Source organism: Burkholderia sp. Cy-637 (assembly GCF_011753175.1).
Lineage (GTDB): Bacteria > Pseudomonadota > Gammaproteobacteria > Burkholderiales > Burkholderiaceae > Burkholderia > Burkholderia gladioli.
Genome location: NZ_VWWC01000378.1, coordinates 1 through 1,343, shown reverse-complemented (window position 1 = coordinate 1,343; position 1,343 = coordinate 1). Strand labels below are relative to the sequence as shown.

General features: G+C 72.8%; 1 pseudogene. It reads left to right on the top strand.

The features are described 5' to 3' along the window. Nucleotides 1–468: 468 nt before the first annotated feature. Nucleotides 469–1,343, top strand: a pseudogene (locus F3J10_RS35675) (DUF3416 domain-containing protein); the annotation flags it as partial.

Genomic DNA, 1,343 nt, shown 5'->3' with positions numbered 1-1,343 from the left:
GAGCGCGGCACCGGCCACGCCGCCGAGCGCGCCGCCCAGCGCATTGTTCAGGTCGCCGCGCGCGAGGGCCGGCATCGAAACGGCGGCGCCCAGGGCCGCGACCGCGACGAGTTTGATCAGTGTGTTCGCCATGATGAACGCTCTTGTTCGTTGAAGTACGGGGTTGCGTGAACCAATGGCGCTGAGTGTAGCCAAGCGATCGAAAGGAAGCTGTAACGCCCGGGATCGGCGTCCGTAAGAGGTGTAACAAAAATGTCAGGAACGGCGGGGCGATGCCAAAAAATCCCGTCGCACCCCACTCGCTGTAAAAACTACAGGCGCCGGCCGAAACTACAGCGCGCATGGCGCCGGGACCAATGCGGCGCGCACGGGCCGGCGCATGGCATGCCGCGCCGCCGCGGGCACGGCCGTTGCGCTCCCCCGCTGGCAGCCGGCAACCGCCGCCTGCCCAGCGCAACGGACGGCCCGATGGCACCTTCAACCGCAACCGCTTTCTCCCCGCATCTCTACTTCGTCGACGCGCGCCTGGTCGGCCCGCTCGATGCCTGGCCCGCCTGGTTCGAGCGGATCGCCGGGCTGGGCTTCGATCACGTGCTGGTCGGCGCGTTCCACACCACCGGCCGCGCCGGCCACCCGCGCGTGGTGGCCGACCACGATCGCCCGCACGAAGCCCTGGCCACCCGGCTCGACACCGGCGACGCGCTCGCGCGGCTGGTCGAGCAGGCCCGCGAATTCGGCCTGCGGCTGATGCTCGACGTGACGGTCGACCGGATCGCCGTCGAGCACCCGCTGCGCCGGGGCGCGCCGGACTGGTACATCGAGCGCGAGCACGACGACGCGCGCATCGATCCGCGCACGGCCGCCTTCGAACAGACCCTCGCCTATGCCGACATCGCGCGCCCCGAGGTGGGCGAGGCGCTGGCCGGCTGGTGGCACGGCCGCTTCGCGACGCTCTCGGCAACCGGCCTGGCCGGCTTCCTGGTCGACGCGCCGCAGCGCCTGCCGGCCGAATGGTGGCGTACCTGGCTGGGCTCGCGCCACGGCGAGCTCGACGACGTGCGCTGGATCGCCGGCATCCCCGGCCATGCGCGCGAGGCGCTGGGCGCCTTCGAGGGCGCCGGCTTCGACGGCGTGTTCAGCTCGCTGCGCTGGTGGGACCTGCGCGCGCCCTGGCTGGTCGACGAGCACGCGCTGCTGCGCCGGGTCGCCTCGCCGATCGCCTTCCCCGACGCCTTCGACGGCCCGCGCCTCGCGCACGACCTGCGCGGCCTGCCGCCCGACGCGATCGAGCGCGGGTACCGGCGCGCGCTGGAGACCGCCGCGGCGCTCGGCACCGGCTGGCA